Origin of the sequence: Brevibacillus sp. WF146 (genome assembly GCF_001673705.2) — a bacterium.
Lineage (GTDB): Bacteria > Bacillota > Bacilli > Brevibacillales > Brevibacillaceae > Brevibacillus > Brevibacillus thermoruber.
The window spans coordinates 2,411,512-2,427,429 of the sequence record NZ_CP109943.1 but is presented as its reverse complement, the minus strand read 5'-3'; the positions used below and the strand labels follow the sequence as shown (position 1 = coordinate 2,427,429).

The 15,918-nt window shown below is 61.4% G+C and carries 19 protein-coding genes and 1 riboswitch; of the genes, 4 read left to right on the top strand and 15 right to left on the bottom strand.

The annotated features are described in order from the left end of the window. The first annotated feature begins 107 nt into the window (after positions 1-107). Together A6764_RS12080 and A6764_RS12075 are read left to right on the top strand one after the other, a co-directional pair. On the top strand, positions 108-650 hold the full coding sequence (locus tag A6764_RS12080) for a hypothetical protein (protein ID WP_051967910.1): 543 nt from the start codon (positions 108-110) through the stop codon (positions 648-650). A 139-nt stretch (positions 651-789) separates the two neighbouring features. Continuing rightward, positions 790-1,926 carry a glycosyltransferase family 4 protein gene (locus A6764_RS12075; protein WP_035297582.1) on the top strand — a complete coding sequence of 379 codons (1,137 nt, stop codon included), beginning with the start codon at positions 790-792 and terminating at the stop codon, positions 1,924-1,926. A gap of 452 nt (positions 1,927-2,378) precedes the next feature. Here A6764_RS12075 and A6764_RS12070 read toward each other — a convergent pair whose 3' ends face one another. The 9 genes from A6764_RS12070 to A6764_RS12030 all read right to left on the bottom strand — a co-directional run bounded on the left by A6764_RS12070 (position 2,379) and on the right by A6764_RS12030 (position 9,922). Beyond that, positions 2,379-3,413 carry an ABC transporter substrate-binding protein gene (locus A6764_RS12070; RefSeq protein ID WP_264622243.1) on the bottom strand — a complete coding sequence of 345 codons (1,035 nt, stop codon included), beginning with the start codon at positions 3,411-3,413 and terminating at the stop codon, positions 2,379-2,381. A gap of 15 nt (positions 3,414-3,428) precedes the next feature. Further along, a complete protein-coding gene (locus A6764_RS12065) occupies positions 3,429-4,208 on the bottom strand; it encodes an ABC transporter permease (RefSeq protein ID WP_044898117.1) in 780 nt (259 codons plus the stop codon). Further along, positions 4,208-4,984 carry an ABC transporter ATP-binding protein gene (locus A6764_RS12060; RefSeq protein ID WP_264622242.1) on the bottom strand — a complete coding sequence of 259 codons (777 nt, stop codon included), beginning with the start codon at positions 4,982-4,984 and terminating at the stop codon, positions 4,208-4,210. The genes A6764_RS12065 and A6764_RS12060 overlap by 1 nt, the downstream gene beginning before the upstream one ends. Further along, complete coding sequence (gene tenA / locus A6764_RS12055; protein ID WP_065066421.1) at positions 4,969-5,649, bottom strand: thiaminase II; 681 nt, start codon at positions 5,647-5,649, stop codon at positions 4,969-4,971. The genes A6764_RS12060 and tenA overlap by 16 nt, the downstream gene beginning before the upstream one ends. Before the next feature lie 8 nt (positions 5,650-5,657). Next, entirely contained in the window at positions 5,658-6,926 is a 1,269-nt protein-coding gene (locus tag A6764_RS12050; protein WP_413541991.1) for an acetylornithine deacetylase, read from the bottom strand. Position 6,927: 1 nt separating this feature from the next. Continuing rightward, the gene (locus tag A6764_RS12045; RefSeq protein WP_029099177.1) at positions 6,928-7,701 is read right to left on the bottom strand and encodes a thiazole synthase; all 774 of its coding nucleotides are present in this window, start codon (positions 7,699-7,701) and stop codon (positions 6,928-6,930) included. A 1-nt stretch (position 7,702) separates the two neighbouring features. Then, positions 7,703-7,906 carry a sulfur carrier protein ThiS gene (thiS, locus tag A6764_RS12040; RefSeq protein WP_029099176.1) on the bottom strand — a complete coding sequence of 68 codons (204 nt, stop codon included), beginning with the start codon at positions 7,904-7,906 and terminating at the stop codon, positions 7,703-7,705. Positions 7,907-8,137: 231 nt separating this feature from the next. After that, positions 8,138-8,248: riboswitch (TPP riboswitch) on the bottom strand. Positions 8,249-8,287: 39 nt separating this feature from the next. Then, positions 8,288-8,674: a kinase-associated lipoprotein KapB gene (locus tag A6764_RS12035; RefSeq protein ID WP_065066411.1), complete on the bottom strand. Its 387-nt coding sequence runs from the start codon at positions 8,672-8,674 to the stop codon at positions 8,288-8,290. Positions 8,675-8,701: 27 nt separating this feature from the next. Beyond that, positions 8,702-9,922: an alanyl-tRNA editing protein gene (locus A6764_RS12030; RefSeq protein WP_065066412.1), complete on the bottom strand. Its 1,221-nt coding sequence runs from the start codon at positions 9,920-9,922 to the stop codon at positions 8,702-8,704. A gap of 97 nt (positions 9,923-10,019) precedes the next feature. Here A6764_RS12030 and A6764_RS12025 point away from each other — a divergent pair, with 97 nt between their 5' ends. Further along, complete coding sequence (locus A6764_RS12025) at positions 10,020-10,409, top strand: DUF2203 domain-containing protein (RefSeq protein ID WP_065066413.1); 390 nt, start codon at positions 10,020-10,022, stop codon at positions 10,407-10,409. Positions 10,410-10,451: 42 nt separating this feature from the next. On the opposite strand, the gene A6764_RS12020 is transcribed toward A6764_RS12025, so the two are convergent. From A6764_RS12020 to A6764_RS12010, 3 genes are all read right to left on the bottom strand, one after another. Further along, positions 10,452-10,679, bottom strand: coding sequence for a 50S ribosomal protein L7ae (locus A6764_RS12020; protein ID WP_065066414.1), 228 nt, complete (start codon positions 10,677-10,679; stop codon positions 10,452-10,454). A gap of 104 nt (positions 10,680-10,783) precedes the next feature. Beyond that, positions 10,784-12,067: a glycoside hydrolase family 18 protein gene (locus A6764_RS12015; protein ID WP_065066415.1), complete on the bottom strand. Its 1,284-nt coding sequence runs from the start codon at positions 12,065-12,067 to the stop codon at positions 10,784-10,786. Between the two features lie 66 nt (positions 12,068-12,133). Further along, positions 12,134-12,445, bottom strand: a complete 312-nt coding sequence (locus A6764_RS12010) for a thioredoxin family protein (protein ID WP_065066416.1) — start codon at positions 12,443-12,445, stop codon at positions 12,134-12,136. Between the two features lie 202 nt (positions 12,446-12,647). On the opposite strand from A6764_RS12010, the gene A6764_RS12005 reads away from it, so the two are divergent. Further along, a complete protein-coding gene (locus A6764_RS12005; RefSeq protein WP_065066417.1) occupies positions 12,648-13,145 on the top strand; it encodes a GNAT family N-acetyltransferase in 498 nt (165 codons plus the stop codon). Positions 13,146-13,233: 88 nt separating this feature from the next. Here the strand turns inward: A6764_RS12005 and A6764_RS12000 are convergent, their stop codons facing one another. The 3 genes from A6764_RS12000 to A6764_RS11990 form a co-directional block, all read right to left on the bottom strand. Beyond that, complete coding sequence (locus tag A6764_RS12000; RefSeq protein ID WP_065066418.1) at positions 13,234-13,608, bottom strand: DUF779 domain-containing protein; 375 nt, start codon at positions 13,606-13,608, stop codon at positions 13,234-13,236. 33 nt (positions 13,609-13,641) lie between these two features. After that, entirely contained in the window at positions 13,642-15,162 is a 1,521-nt protein-coding gene (adh, locus tag A6764_RS11995; RefSeq protein WP_065066419.1) for an aldehyde dehydrogenase, read from the bottom strand. Positions 15,163-15,373: 211 nt separating this feature from the next. Continuing rightward, positions 15,374-15,886 (bottom strand): ACT domain-containing protein, encoded by a 513-nt coding sequence (locus A6764_RS11990; RefSeq protein WP_035298325.1) that lies wholly within the window; start codon positions 15,884-15,886, stop codon positions 15,374-15,376. Positions 15,887-15,918: the final 32 nt, after the last annotated feature.

Sequence of the window (15,918 nt, the reverse complement as noted above, 5' to 3'; positions counted from 1 at the left end):
TTGCAACAAAAAAGGCAGTTTCTCCTGCATATCGTGCCGGATCGTATATCGCTTGCGGCAGCGTTCATACTAAAACGGAATGTGCCGTCTAGCGGGAGGGATTGAATGTGTGCAAAAAAGGACTGCTCGTTCTGATCGCACTGCTGCTGGCAGCCGTCCCGGCGTCGGCCCAGCCGGGCATTGCCAACCTGCGGGTGGACACCACTCCGGTCAAAGACGTGCGGGAGTTGGTGCGCCAGAGCACGCTGATCGTCGTCGGGACGACCGACGCCACCTACCGGTCATACCCGACAAGCAGACGAGTGGCCGCCGGGAGACTGGTCAATTTCGTGCAGATGGTGAAGATTGAACGATTCCTGAAAGGATCGGGGTCCCGGACGGTCAAGCTGCTCAGCACCGGCGTCCAGCCGCTGCCCCCTCCTCCCGATCCGATCAACCTGATCTACCCGGGTCCGCTCGGCGAAGGCAGGTACGTCCTGTTTTTGCGGGCTCTTCCCGGCACGGATGTAAAAAGCGCCGTCGGGATCTGGCAGGGCGTTTATCCGCTCATCCAGGGGCGAACAATCGCGCTGCGGGGGGCGGGCTTTGCGGAGCTGCACAACCTGACCGTCGCCGAATTGGAACGGAAACTGAGGGCGGCCGGCCGCTAGGGCCCCGCAAGGCCGTTTGTGTCCCCGCACGGGCGGCCTATTTTGCGAAAACAGGTAGTCGTCTAGGAGATCGCACCCCTTCCCTACATAGGATATACGGGCATAAGCTCAACACTCGTACACGTGGAGGGGTGAAGAGGTGCGCATCCTGGTTATCTGTCCAGAGCAGCTGCCGGTCCCCCCGATCAAAGGCGGCTCCGTCGAATCCGTCACGTACAACATTTTCAAGCGCATGGCGCAAAGCGAGAAGGTCGTGCTGCTCAGCCGCAGCCATCCCCGCTTGCCGCGCGTCAGCCGGTACGTCGGCGGCAACCTGCTGGTGATCCGCGTCCCCAGCCGCAAGCCGTTCGCCTACCTGCGCTCCGCATTGGGCAAAGTGGCGGGACGGTCGTTTCACATCATCCAGATTGAGAATCGGCCGCGATTTGTTCCGTACGTGCGAAAGGTGTTCCCTCGGACGCCGATCATGCTGTCGCTCCACTCGCTCACCTTCATGTCCCGCCTGTCCCAACCGCGGGCCAATGCCATTCTCCGTCAGGTGAACGGCGTCACTTCCGTCTCTTCGTTTGTCACCAACACGATGAGACGGCGCTATCCCGCCCACGCCCGCAAATTCCGCACCGCCATCCCCGGGGTGGATGCGGCAAAATTCCGCCCGTGGTCGGCCGCGTCGAAACTGCGTCTGCGGAGACGCATGGGATTGGCCGGGAGTTTCAACGTCCTGTTCGTCGGACGAATGGTCAGAGGCAAGGGGCTGCATACCCTGATCCGCTCCGTCGCCCTGTTGAAACGGCGCATTCCCAACATCCGCTTGGTGGCCGTCGGCGCCTCCTGGCCTGGCGTGAGGCGGCAGACGGCGTACATGCGGTACGTCCGCAGTCTGTCCAAGCGCTTGCGCGTCCCTGTCCGCTTCACGGGCTACGTGCCGCCTTCCCGCGTGCACCAGATGTTTCAGCTCGGAGATGTCTTCGTCTGCCCCACCCTGTTTCGCGAAGGCCTGGCCACCGTCAACTCCGAGGCGATGGCGTCCGGCATCCCCGTAGTCGCCTCCAATCGCGGCGGGATACGGGAAGTGGTCGTACACGGACACAGCGGCTTGCTGGTCAACCAGGCCGGCAGCCCGGCCGCTTTTGCCCGCGCCATCGCCCGCATCCGCAGCAATCCAGCGCTGCGGAGACGGCTGGTCGCCAACGGCAGGGCAAGGGTCCGCTCCGCCTTCAACTGGCACGGCACGGTCCGCAGACTAAAGACGCATTACCGGGCTGTCCGATCATAGGCCAACCGGCCAAAAAAAGCCACTGACCGGCGTCAGTGGCTTCATCGTTGTTCCCGTTTATTCAAAACAAGATCAGGTACATGTAAATGGCGACGGACAGCGTACAAATCAACACGCTGCCGACAAACGTCCAGATAATCAGCTTGTTGTAGCGATCTTCGCGATTGTCGTTCATCAAAACGTCTCCTTGTCTTGAATTCCCCTTTCCATTATAAGACGGCTGCCGGCAAAAAGAAAAGCGTTTGTGGGACCGAAAAGGGAAAACGCACGGTTTATCAGCGCTGGGAGGAATTTTATCGCTTGTTCTGCGACCGGATCGGCCAGCTCGGCGAGGATGATCTGTTTGACCTGGACTACGCCATCCATAAAATCATTCGGATCCTGGGAAAGCTGTGACAACCAGCGGCAGACAACAAAGCCCAAACACGTTGGTCCGTGTTTGGGCTTCGCGTTTACTTCAGCAGATTGAGCATGACTTCGTCCACGTTGACGTCTTTCGTGATCAGCTTCTCCTGTTTCATCCAGTCGATCAGCTTCTGCCAGGATTCGGCCGTCTGGCTGCCGAACGGCTGGTCGCCCGCGTCCATCAGCGGCAGCAGGATGTCCAGGCTCTTCGTCTCCACGTCTTTATCCAGCGGGAACTCTTTGGCCTGTTTGTCCAAGAGGAGCTGGAGCGCTGTTTCCTTGTGTTTCTCCACGTATTCCTGCCCTTTGGAGGCCGCGCGCAGGAACGCCTCCAGCGCCTGCTGCTTTTTGCCCAGGGTCTCGTCGCTGGTGGCGATGACCAGCTCGTAGTAGGAAGGCACGCCAAAGTCGCTGGGCTTGATCACGTTGACGGGCACGCCGTTTTTCTCCAGAATCAACTGTTCGTGGTTGATGTAGCCGCCCACGACCGCATCCACTTGTTTCGCCGTGAGCGCCGGGATGATGTCAAAGCCGATGTTGGTAAAGGAAAGGCCGGAATCATCCGCGCCCGCATGCTTCAGCACAGTGCGGACGATCGACTCGTCCAGCGGAATGGACGGGTAGCCGATGTTCTTGCCGGCCAGCTTTTCCGGCGTGTCCAGACCGCTGTCCTTGCGCGTCATGATCACGTTCAGCGGCTGGCGCACGAGCGCCGCGATGGAGACGACCGGAATGCCTTCGGAACGCGCCTGCACCACCTGCGGCTGGTAGCTGATGGCCATGTCCACCTTGCCGACCGCCACCATTTTCAGCGGGTCGTTGGTGTCCGACGGCATTTGCAGGTGGACGTTCAGGTTTTCCTCGCGAAAATAGCCTTGTTCTTCCGCCGCGTAGAGGAACGAGTGCACGGCGTTCGGATACCAGTCGAGCGCGATGGTCAGTTCGGTCGGCTCGCCGCCGCCCGCCGCAGGCTGACTGGCTTGCGGTGCCGTTTCGCTTCCCGTCTGGCTGCCGCACGCCGCCAGCCCTGCCGCCAGCGACAGGGTCATCAGTGTCTTGGCCCATCTGGAAAAACGTTTCATGGTTCAACAGTCTCCTTACTGTGATTTCATCTGTTTCGGTGTGTTCGTGCGCGTATGCGGTGCGAACCGCCGCTCGATCGTGCCGGCCAGCCAGAAGAGCAGCATGCCGAGGACGGAGAGCAGCAGCACGGAGGCAAACAGGGCGGGCGCCTGGAAATTGCCCGATGCCCGCCGGCCGAAATAGCCCAATCCCTCGCTCGCGCCCAGCCACTCCCCGATGGTCGCCCCCCCCACGCTGTACGTGGCCGCCACCTTCAGGCCGCTGAAAAAATGCGGCAGGCTGGCCGGAAGCTGCAGTTTGGCGAAAATCTGCCAGCGCGTCGCCCCCATCGTCCTCAGCAGGTTGACCATCTCCGGGTCGGCCGCGCGCAGGCCGTCATAGGTACTGACGACGATGGGAAAAAACGTGAACAAGATCGTCACGGCAATTTTTCCCGACAGCTCGTAGCCGAACCAGAGAATGAAGACGGGCGACAGGGCGATGATGGGAATCGTCTGCGAAATAACGATATAGGGATAGACCAGCCGTTCCACGGTGCGGCTGAGATTCATCGCCAGGGCGAGCGCAATGCCGAACACGATCGACGCCGCCAATCCCATCAGCACTTCCCGCAGCGTCGCCCACAGGTGCAGGCCGAATAGCTGCTCGCGCAAATCCCATACGGCCAGCAGCACGGCGCTTGGCGGCGGGAGAATAAACGGCGGGATGGCAAACAGGCGGCAGACCGCCTCCCAGCCGGCCAGGAGCAGCACGAGTGAGGCGCCAAACCAGATTCCCCGGTGAACCGTCCTCATCACGCATACCTCCCGACCGGCTGTGCCGCCGCCGATTGGCGCAGGAGCTCCCAAATCTGCTCACGCAGCGCCTGAAACGCCGGGTGACTGCGGCTCGACAGCGAGCGCGGCCGCGGCACCGGGACGGCCAGTTCCACCGGGAGGCTGATCGGGCTGCCGAGCAGCACGACGATCCGGTCCGCCAGAAGGATCGCCTCGTCGATGTCGTGGGTGATCAACAGCATCGTGCTGCCCGTCTGCTGCCACATCGCAAGCAGCCACTCCTGCATCTCCATCCGGGTAATGCCGTCCAAGGCGCTGAACGGTTCGTCCAGGAGCAGGAGGTCGCTGCCCGTCATCAGCGCGCGCAAAAACGAGACGCGCTGCCGCATGCCGCCGGAGAGCTGCGCGGGATAAGCGTCCGCCCAGCCGCCCAGACCGAAGCGGGGCAGTTCCTGCCGCACCCGGGCCTGCGCTTCTTTGCGCGGCATTCCCTGGATCTCCAGCGGCAGCGCCGCGTTTTCCACCACCGTCCGCCACGGCATCAGCAGATCGCGCTGCGGCATATAGGCGACCTGACCCAGCCGCCGGGCCGCCGGTTCGCCGTCCAGCCTGATCTCCCCGTCCTGTGGCTGCAGCAGGCCCGCTGCCAACTGAAACAGCGTGCTTTTGCCAATCCCGCTCGGTCCGATCAGGCTGACCAGTTCGCCGCGCCCGACCGCGAGCTGAAAACCGTCGAGAATGGCTTTCTCCCCGTAGGAGAAACGGACGCCCGCGAAGGCTAGTTTTTCTCGCACGGCCACATTTCCCTCCGGTACGCCATCTCCCAGAACAGGTACTCCATGCGCGACGTATTGAGAAAATGCTCTTCCAGCCGGGCCAGTTCCCGCTCGCTTTTGCCTTTCGCCAGTTGATCCATCAGCCCGATCAGCCACTGCGCCAGTTGGCCGAACTCGTCCGAGCTGTAGGTGCGCACCCACTCGCCGTAGAGCTCGTGATCCAGCGCGCCGTCCACCTGCGCCAGTTGCTTGCCGATCTCCCAATAGCTCCACATGCAGGGCAGAACGGCGCTGACCAGTTCGGCGAGCGTGCCTTGGTGGGCCACTTTCAGCATGTAGCTGGTGTAGGCCAGCATTACAAACGACGGCTGGGTCGCCTCCAGTTCTTCGCGGGAAATCCCGAAGCGGGCGGCGTACTGCCGGTGCAGTTCCATCTCGTGATGGAGCGTCGCCTCCTGCAGGGCGGCAAACTTGGCGCTGGTGGCCAGATCGTCCGCCTTGGTGCTGGCGATCGCGAAGAGTTTGGCGTAGTCGATCAGGTAGACGTAATCCTGCTTCAGGTAAAACTTGAACGATTCAACCGGCAAACTGCCGTCGCCCAAGCCGGTTACGAACGGATGGCGATGCGTGCGCTCCCAGATCGGGGCCACGCTGTTCAACAGGCGCTGTGTAAAAGTCGCCACGACGATATTCACTCCTTCTCCGTGTTGCACCAGTCTGCGAGAAACCGGGCCATGATTTGCGCAAAGCGGACCAGTTCGTCCGGATCGATCGACTCGTCGACGGCATGGGCCTGGGACAGCTCGCCGGGACCGAATATCACCGCCGGAATTCCGGCGTGGGCAAACCAGCCCGCATCCGTCACGGTTCCGGACATGTCCACCACAGGCGGACACTGCATCTCTGCCTCATAGGCCCGCTTCAGCCTGGACAGCGCCGGATGGCCGAGATCCAGTTCCAGCGAGGGGAAAATCTCGCCCCGCTCTTCGATCATCGACCGGCCTCCCCAGCGGAATGCGGGCGGGTGGTCCCGCAGCCACGGGTCGGCCGCGGCCGCCGCCAACACATGGTCTTCGATCTCGCGAATGATCGCTTCATGCGATTCGTTCGGGTAAAAATGGACGGTAATCCACAGCGCGCAGCGGTCGGCGATAAACGCCGCATGCCGGCCGCCTTCGATGACCGCGGGGTTGATCGTGTTGCTGCCCGGCGGAAATCCGGGGTACGTCTTCATCACCGCCCAGTGGCGTTCCAGTTCCTGCAGCGACGCGATGATCTTCATCATCTTCTCGATCGCGGAGGCGCCGTGCACTCGTCCGCCGGCGTGGATGGTTCTGGCCCGCATCCCGTCGTGCAGGGTGACGGGGCTCTCTACCGTGATCCAGCCGGTAATCACGCCGCCCTGTCCCTTCATGTGCAGGTGGCTGGTGTCCACGACGACGGCGTAATCGGCGGTATAGCCCCGTTCGATGGCGGCGAGCGTGCCTGCTTCGCCCGCTTCTTCGCCGATCACGGACTGGAAGATCAGGTCGCCTTTCAGCTCGATTCCGTGCTCGCGCAGCATCTGAATGGCAAACAGGCTGGCTGCCAGGCCGCCTTTCATGTCGGCGACGCCGCGTCCGTACAGGCGTCCGTCCCGGCCGCGGGTGAGGGCGAACGGCGGATACGTCCAGCCGCTGTCGTCGCCCACTTCCGCCACGTCGACATGTCCGTTGACAATGAGGCTGTTCGCCCGCTCCGGTGCGGTGCCCCGCAGGCGGCCCACCACGTTGTCATCGCCGGGAAAGACCGTCCAGCGGTCCACATCAAAGCCCAGCTCGCGCAGCTTTCGGGCGATCAGGCTCTGCGCGCCGCCGCTGTTGCGGGCGGGCGGGCTGACCGTGGGATGGGCGATGAGCTCGGCCAGCAGGGCGAACAGCTCTTCTCTCCGCTCGGCAATGGCTGCCGTGACGCGTTCCACGTTATTCAATCATCCCTTCTGTCGGACTGCTGGCCGAGGCGTAGCGCTTTTTCGGGATGCGCCCGGCGAGGAAGCCCTTGCGCCCCGCTTCCACGGCCAGTTTCATCGCTTCGGCCATCAGCACCGGGTTGTCCGCCAGCGCCACCGCCGTGTTCAGCAGGACGCCGTCCGCGCCCAACTCCATCGCCTTGGCGCAGTCGGCCGGCGACCCGATGCCCGCGTCCACGATCACTGGAACCTTGGCGTCTTCGATGATGAAGCGCAGGTTGTGCTCGTTGAGTATCCCTTGGCCGGAACCGATCGGCGACGCCCCCGGCATGACCGCGTGCACGCCCACTTCCTGCAGCCGTTTGGCGAGAATCGGGTCGTCGTTGGTGTAGGTCAGCACGATAAAGCCTTCTTCCACCAAGATGCGGGAGGCCTCCAACGTGCCGATTGGATCGGGCAGAAGCGTCTTGGGATCGCCGATCACTTCCACCTTGATCATGTCGCACAGCCCCGACGCCTTGGCCAGCCGGGCGATCCGCACCGCCTCCTCGGCCGTGTAAGCGCCGGCCGTGTTGGGCAGCAGGGTGAATTTTTTCAAATCCAAACGTTCCAAAAAATTGGGCTCGTGCGGATTTTCCAAATTGAGCCGGCGCACGGCAAAGGTGAGAATCTCCGCTTCCGATACGGCCACCGCCTGGCTCTGCGTGTCCAGATCGGGAAATTTGCCGGTTCCCAGCAAGAGGCGGGAACGAAACTCATACGGTCCAATTTTTAATGTATCCATCATGTCAGCCTCCTCCGACAAAGTGAACGATTTCGATCCGATCGCCGTCCGCGACCGGCGTGGATTCGTAACGGGCGCGGTCGACAATCTCGCCGTTGCGCTCGACGACCACGATTTTCTCCTGCAGTTGGTAGGACAGAAGCAGGGCCCGGACGGTATTGACCTCGTCGTCCAGCTCCACGCGCTTGCCGTTCAACTGTACCAGCATGTTCCCCCTCCTTTTGTCAGCGCCGTCGGGAATGGCCGGCCGCCTGTCGCCTTCCTGCCGTAAAAAAACGGCTTCCCTGCCTGACCGAACCCCAGACAGAAGAAGCCGTTCGCACGGATATCGGGCGGACGGCAAACAAAAAAACCATCCGCCACGGATGGTTTTGGTTGCGCATGTGCAGTGGTCGCACTCCGGCGCGCGTGACGCGGCACGGAATCACGACAGTGCGTTGATGCAGCCGATACCTCTTCCTCCGCTGGCATGACCCAGGTCAGGTTCAACGGTCAGTAACACATTCGTTACAATCTCAGCCGACTATGCTCGGCTCCCGTTTGGTATTGCGCTATGCGGTTTTGCTTGCTTGACTACTACAGTAGCACGCTATCCGTTGTTTGTAAAGGTCTCCTTGCGCAGTGCCTCCAGCTCGTCGAGACAACGCTGGGCCCACGTGACCATCTTGCGCAGTTTGTCCATCTCCCGCTCCAGAGCGGTCTGGACCGATTCCTTGTAGTCGGGCACCGCTCCGCCGTAACGGATCACGGTCTGACTGGGCACCATGATCTTTTCCTGATAGGACAGGGCGGGACGCTGATGAAACAGCGGCACATCCACCTCGTACGGGTTGTGCAGGTCCCCCTGCGTCGGGTATTTCAGCACCGCAAGCACCTTGACCAGCAGTTTGTCCCCGTGATCTTCCAGCACTTCCGTTACGTATTCACCCGTCTTGTAGGAGACGCGGACCAGGTCTCCCGTGTTCCAGATCGACATGCCTTTCTCTCCTTTCCTGAAAAAACGTCAGTCCTGTTGGACCCTGATCGATTCCTCCAGCAGCCGGCGGGCGTGGGCCAGCACCGCTTCCGCAGGACGGACCGGCGCGCCCCCTCCTTGGGCCATCGCCGGATTGCCGCCCCCCTTGCCGTCGATCAAGGGCAACGTATCCTTCAGCAGTTGGTTCATCGGCAGCGCTACCTGCTCGCCGCGGGCGAACACGAGCTGCAGCTTTTCTCCCTCCGCCGCGAACAGACAGACCGCGTCCGCTGCCTGTGCCGTTACCAGTCTGGCGAGCTGCTGCAGCTGCTGCATGCTTCGACCGGCCAAAACGGCCTGGACCAGCCGCATGTCGGACAGACGGGCCGCCTGCGCCAGCAGGGACTGCGCCTCGCCTTCGAGCAAACGTTTTTCTTTCTCCTCCAGCGTCTCTTTCAACTGCTCCCGTTCCGCCACGAGCCGCTGCGCCTGCTCGGCCAGCTCCGCCTCGCCGGCGTTCAGCGTGCGGGTCAACTCGCGCAGCAGGAGATGCTTGCGGGAATAGTCGGAGAGCGCCCGCCAGCCGCAGAGGAACGTTACCCGGATGTTGCCGCGGTGCCGCTCCCAGCCCGTGATTTTGATCGGCCCCACTTCGCCGGTCCGGGCCGGATGGGTGCCGCCGCAGGGGTTGTAGTCAAAGTCGGGGATGATCACCACACGGATGTTCTCGCTGACGGTCGGCTGCTTGCGGAGAGGCATGACGGCCAGTTCGGCGTCCGTGACAAACCGTGCCTCGATGGGCCGGTTTTCCAGCACGATGCGGTTGGCCAGGGCCTCTACCCGCTCTGCCTGCTCGACGGACAGTTCGTCCAGCCGGACGTCAATGGTGACGTGATCCCTGCCGAGGTGAAAGGCGACGGTCTCCGCCCCCAGCGCCTCGACGAACGACGCCGAGAGAATGTGCTGCCCGGCGTGCTGCTGCATGTGGTCAAACCGCCTGGGCCAATCGATCTGTCCCGTGATCCGCTGCCGCTCCTGAGACAGCGGAGCTTCCAGCCGATGGCGGATGTCACCGTCCACTTCCTCCACGTCGATGACGCGGATGCCGTCCAGCTCGCCCCAGTCGCAGGGCTGCCCTCCCCCAGTCGGGTAAAAGGCGGTGCGGTCCAGCACCACGTACGGGGTACCGTCGGGTTCCGTCCCCTGCTTCAGCACGTACGCTTCAAACGTGTGCAAATACGGATCGTCATAGTACAATCGGTTGTTCATAGCCACTCCTTACTGCCGGTTCCTGTCTTCCTGCCGGCGTTCTGTCCATTTCCTCCGCTCGCGGTTCTCCCTATAATAGAACCAGGAGGTGGGATGCTTGGCAAAAAAGTATTTCACGGTGGAAGAAGCCAATCGGATGCTGCCGTATGTACGCCAAGAGCTTTCCTTTTTGCAGGAGGCCAAGCGCCAATTCGCTGCAACCTATCAGGAGCTGGAGCAGGCAAAGAAACAGCAGCCCCCGGACGACGGCACGGTCTTTACGCTGGAATGCCGCCTGGAATTCATGGAACTGGAGGCGCAGATGCGCATGAACCGGCTCTACGAACAAGGCGTTCAGGTAAAGGATATCGATATCGGCCTGTTCGACTTTCCTTCGGTGCTGAACGGGCAGGAGGTGCTGCTCTGCTGGCGTCAGGGCGAGCCGACAGTCAGCCATTACCACGGCATTCACGAAGGGTACGCCGGCCGCAGGCCGATCGGCGAATAGCGGGTCGGTCTCGGACAAGCGGCGCTCATGGATAGGCTGCTCTCATCCGGCCAGACGTGCCAGCTTTTGCTCCCGTTCCGCCCGTTCCTCCGGCGAAGCGAGATCGTATTTTTTCAACAGGTGGAACAGTTCGTTCAACGTCTCCTGGGACAGCGGCGTTGCGAGCAGCCCTTCCAGGCGGGCAGCCAGCGCTCCGGGCAGGTAGGGCGTCTGCTCCATCAGCTTCGCCCGCACGTCTTCCGCGCTGTGATTCAATCTGCATTCTCCCATAGGCTCTCTCCTTCTTCCGTTTTGCACCATCATACCATGATTGGCAGGCGGAGAAAAAGGCGTACACCCCGTTCGGTGGTACGCCTTTTGTTTCGCCGCTTCGTTCACGCCCGCTTGCGCACGCGAAAATTGTCTTCGATCAACAGCCAGTTCTGCGGAAACGGCAGCCCCAGCTTCCAGTAGCTGACGCCGCGCAGTCCCAGTTCCTTGACCAGGTTGAATTTGGCCTGGATCGAACGGGCGTCTTCGAACCAGACGCGATGGCGGTTCTGCTCGTCGTCCGAATACTCGAAAAACGGCGCCTGCGCCCGATAATCGTACTGGATGTTGACATTCCTCTCCAGCGCCAGCGCGACCGCCGCCTGCGGACTGAGGGCGCGGGCCGTCGTACCGGGCCGGAAGGGCAGTCTCCAGTCGTACCCGTACAAGTTTTGGCCCATCAAGATCTTGTTGGCGGGCATTTCCGTCAAGGCGTACTGCAGGACCCGGCGAACGGGACCGATGGGCGAAACCGGCATGGGCGGACCGCCGCTGTATCCCCATTCGTACGTCATGATCACGACAAAGTCGACGATCTCTCCGATCGCCCGGTAGTCGTGGGCGGGGTACCACAGCCCCGGCTGATCGGCTCTGGTCTTGGGCGCCAGGGCGGCGGAGACCATTTTCCCCACTTCGCTCGCCCGCTGGCGGGCGCGGCGCAAAAAGCGGACATAGGCGTCCCGATCGGTGGCGGGCAGGGCTTCCATGTCGAAGTGAATGTCGCCAAAACCAAGCCGCTGCGACGTACTGATGATGTTGTCCAGCAGGCGGTTTTGCACCGTCATGTCGTTCAGCACCAGGCTGCCCAGTTCCGAGCTGAACCGTTCCCCCTCCAGGTTGGTGACCACCAGCATCAGGACGTTCCGATTCGCCTGGGCAATCTCCGCAAAGTCATTCAGCGGCGGGGGCGACAGCGTGCCATCCCGCCTGATCCGAAAGCTGAACGGAGCCAGGTACGTGAGATGCGGCGACGCTCGGCGAACGTCCGCCTCCAACGCCGGCGGCACCGTCCGGCGCGGCTCGGCATAGGCATTGAAGTCAGCTGCAGGTCTCGGGCGCGGCGGAATGTACAGCCGCATTCCCACCTGTAGAGGACGGAATTGTGAGATTTGGTTGACCCGGGCCAGCTCCGCGGCACTGATCCCGAAACGCCGGCCGATGGTGTAGAGCGTATCCCCCTGCCTCACCCAGTAATAGCTGCCCCGAATGGGGATTACCAACGCCTGTCCGATGACAAGCCTGCCGGACTCGGGGAGCTCGTTCGCCCGCGCAATCGCCTCGACCGATGAGTCGTACGCCTGGGCGATGCCTGACAGTGTCTGCCCCTGCTGTACCACATGAATTTGCATGCGCCTCCTCCTTCGCGTTTTGTCTCTCTCTTCCATGTATGCAACGCGCGGGAGATAGGTGTTTGTCTAGGCAAAACGCTTGAGCACATGATACAAAAAATCGACCGAGCGAAGCGCGTAGTGCCGTTCGGCGACGGCCCCCCGCTCGAGGATGAGGAGCGCCGGCACGCTGGTCACCCGCCACATCTCCGCCAGTTCAGGCAGGAGGTTCAGATTGGCCCGGTACAGCGTCAAGCCGGGCAGCGCCTCCTGCACCACCGTCAGCATGCGCTCGGCCAGCTTGCAGGTGCCGCACAGCGGCGTGTAAACGAACACGGCTGCCGGTTTGTCCGTTTGGCTGGCGAGCGATTCCATGTCCGTCTTCGTCCATTCCCGCACAGGTGTTCTCTCCGTTTCTACAGTCAAGTCAATCGTCTTCTCATGCTAGCCGCAGGGGGAGCCGGTGTCAAGGACGTCGTCTTCTCGAATGGTTCACGGAAAACGGCCCTGTGCTTGTGATCACAAAAAAATGGAAGCGACCCCTTGATCATGTAAGAAAACCTCACATATAATTGCCTCAAATGTGCAGGTGGTGAACCATATGTCAAGGATTCGTGTACGAAAGGCAGCCGAATGTGACCTTCCCTCCCTTTTGGACATCTACAATTACGTTGTGCGCACTTCCGCTGCCACGTTTGACCTGGAGGAGCAGACCTTGGAGCAGCGGCGGAAATGGTTTGCGAAATTTGATGAGCAATACCCTTTGCTCGTCGCCGATGAGGAAGGGACCGTCGTTGGCTACGCTTGTTTGAGCAAATTTCGCGACAGGCCTGCCTATCGCCAAACAGCGGAATCATCCGTCTATGTGCACCAGGATCATCATGGGAAAGGAATCGGCAAACGGTTGATGACCGAACTCATCGGTCTGGCACAAACGCTGGGGTATCATACCATCGTCGCCGGCATTACCAGCGGCAACGAAGCCAGCGTGAACCTCCACGTACAGCTCGGATTTCAGCCGATCGGCGTTTTTCGTGAAGTCGGCTTCAAGTTTGGCCGCTATCACGACGTCACTTTCTACCAGCTCTTTCTGCGCTGAGTGTTTTCGTCGTAAAAACAGAGGCATCCCGAAGATGATCCTCCGGGATGCCTCGTTTCCTGATGGAATGGCGCCGTGCCGCCGCTTGTCACAGCGCGCCGGTTTCTTTCAAGGTGCGGTACTCCTCGTCGGTAAACACCCGCGAGCGGGTGAGGAACCGGACGCCCTCCGGCCCTTCCAGGGAAAACATGCCCCTTCTCCCTGGCACCACGTCGATGATGAGCTGCGTGTGCTTCCAGTACGCGTACTGGGCGGCGCTCATGTAAAAGGGCGTCTCGCCGATTTCGCCCAGCAGGACGTCGTTCTCGCCGATGAGAAATTCTCCGCGCGGATAGCACATCGGCGAGCTGCCGTCGCAGCATCCGCCCGACTGGTGGAACAACAGCTGACCGTACCTGCCCTTCAGCCGCTCGATCAACCGCAGCGCCGCTTCCGTCGCCAGCACTTTCGGCACTGTGCCCATGCACTTCCTCCTTTCGCCGGGGCTTTGTCCCGATCAGAAGAAACCGAGCGCATCCGGGCTGTAGCTGACCAGCAGGTTTTTCGTCTGCTGATAGTGATCGAGCATCATCTTGTGCGTCTCGCGGCCGATGCCGGATACCTTGTACCCGCCAAACGCGGCGTGCGCCGGATAGGCGTGGTAGCAGTTGGTCCAGACGCGGCCGGCCTGGATTTCGCGCCCCATCCGGTACGCCAGATTCACGTCGCGGGTCCAGACGCCCGCGCCGAGGCCGTACAGCGTGTCGTTGGCCAGTTCCAGCGCTTCCGCCTGGTTCCGGAAGGTGGCCACGGAGACGACCGGGCCGAAGATCTCTTCCTGGAAGATGCGCATCTTGTTTTGTCCTTTGAACACGGTCGGCTTGACGTAATATCCGTCTTTCAGGTCGCCGGAGAGGATGTTGCGTTCACCGCCAATCAGGCACTGAGCCCCTTCCTGTCTGCCGATGTCGAGGTAGGAGAGGATCTTTTCCAACTGCTCCGCCGACGCCTGGGCGCCTATCATCGTCTCCGTGTCGAGCGGGTTGCCCTGCTTGATCGCAGCGACGCGGGCCAGCGCTTTTTCCATGAACTGGTCGTACACCGATTCCTGGATGAAGGCGCGAGACGGGCAGGTGCAGACCTCGCCCTGGTTGAGCGCAAACATGACGAACCCTTCCACCGCCTTGTTGAAAAACGCGTCATCCTTGGCGCAGACGTCCTCAAAGAAGATGTTCGGCGACTTGCCGCCCAACTCCAGCGTCACCGGGATGATGTTTTGCGACGCGTACTGCATGATCAGGCGGCCGGTGGTCGTCTCGCCCGTAAAGGCGATTTTGGCGATCCGGCTGCTGGTGGCCAGCGGTTTGCCGGCTTCCAGTCCAAATCCGTTGACCACGTTGACGACACCGGGCGGGATGAGGTCCTGTACCAGTTCGAGGAAGACCAGAACGGACGCGGGCGTCTGTTCGGCCGGCTTCAACACGACGCAGTTGCCCGCCGCGAGCGCCGGAGCCAGTTTCCATACGGCCATCAGCAGCGGGAAGTTCCACGGGATGATTTGGCCGACGACGCCGAGCGGCTCGTGGAAATGGTAGGCCACCGTGTGGTTGTCGATCTGGCTGATGCTTCCCTCCTGGGCCCGGATGCAGCCGGCAAAGTAGCGGAAATGGTCGATCGCCAGCGGCAGATCGGCTGCCAGCGCCTCGCGAATCGGCTTGCCGTTGTCCCACGTTTCCGCCACAGCCAGCATTTCCAGATTGGCTTCCATGCGGTCGGCGATTTTGTTCAAGAGGGACGCCCGCTCCGCCGGCGATGTGCGCCCCCACGCCTCTTTTGCCTCGTAAGCCGCATCCAGCGCCAGTTCGATGTCATCCGCCGTGGAGCGGGGCACTTCGCAAAATGCGCGTCCCGTCACGGGCGTGACATTTTCAAAGTACTCCCCTTTTACCGGCGGAACCCATTTTCCCCCGATAAAATTTTCGTACCGCTTTTTGAACGAAACCTTTGCACCTGATTGTCCCGGCTGCGCGTAGATCATCGACGGTCACGCCTCCTCATCGAATTGTTTTTCCATACCTTTCCATCCGTATGAGGTCGGCGGACAAAACAGAAGCGTTTCTCTGCCCGGGTCTCGTACAATATTCGGGCCGCCCGATTCCGGCCATCAGGCCAAATACAGCGAAATTCCCCCTCACCCCTCTGCCCATGCAAGCAAAACAGCCGCCCGCGGTTGCGGACGGCCGTGTCCTTCATTGGAGGGAAAACACGCGGGTGATCTGCGGCAGCTTCTCGATGGCGGCGATCACGTCCGGCGTGATGGCTTCGTCGGTAATGGAAACGAGCAGCGCGTTTTTCCCTTTTTGCTCTCGGGAGACATTCAGTTTGGAGATGTTGATTCGATTATCGGCCAAAATGCGGGACACGTCGTAAATCACGCCGGGATAATCGATGTGATAGACGAGCAGTCCGTGCGATTGCGGCGGAATCCGGCACGGACAGTAATTGATCTCGGCGATGTACACCTCCCGCCAGTCCTGGGCGATCGTGTACTTGCTGCCGCCCACCCGGAAAACGGCCAGGTGGTTGGCGTACTCCCCCGAGCTGGTCTGTACCGGTACGTCCGCACCCAGCCCTTCCACCAACGCCTTGGCAATGTCATCGCGTTGATCGTATGCCAGGATCGTCAGCGACGCTCCCGCCAGATTCGGCTCCAGCCTGCGGATCAGGCGTGCCAGGTCGCGCAGTTTTTCCGCATTGGTCATGGTCATGCACTCACGTCCTCTGTCGTCTCTTT